The sequence below is a fragment of the Salicola sp. AFF1 genome (assembly GCF_056783195.1).
In genome coordinates this window covers 1-241 of the sequence record NZ_JBXAYL010000229.1, presented here as the reverse complement: position 1 = coordinate 241, position 241 = coordinate 1, and the positions used below count along the sequence as shown (strand labels likewise).

Genomic DNA, 241 nt, shown 5'->3' with positions numbered 1-241 from the left:
TCGACGCTGATGCTGGGCGGAATTCGAGACATTTTGATCATTTCCACGCCGCAGGACAAGCTGCTATTCCAGCGCCTGCTCGGCGATGGCAGCGAGATCGGCGTCCGCTTCGCCTATGCCACGCAGGAGACCCCGCGGGGTCTTGCCGACGCCTTCATCGTCGGGCGCGAGTTCATCGGCGATGATTCCGTCGCTCTTGTGTTAGGAGATAACATTTTCTACGGCCACGGCCTGCCGAGCA

At 60.6% G+C, this 241-nt stretch carries 1 protein-coding gene; it reads left to right on the top strand.

Annotated elements, in window-relative coordinates; translation table 11 throughout:
- The coding region (locus AC1RQI_RS17460; RefSeq protein ID WP_481905870.1) for a sugar phosphate nucleotidyltransferase at positions 1-241 on the top strand (241 nt) is incomplete at both ends.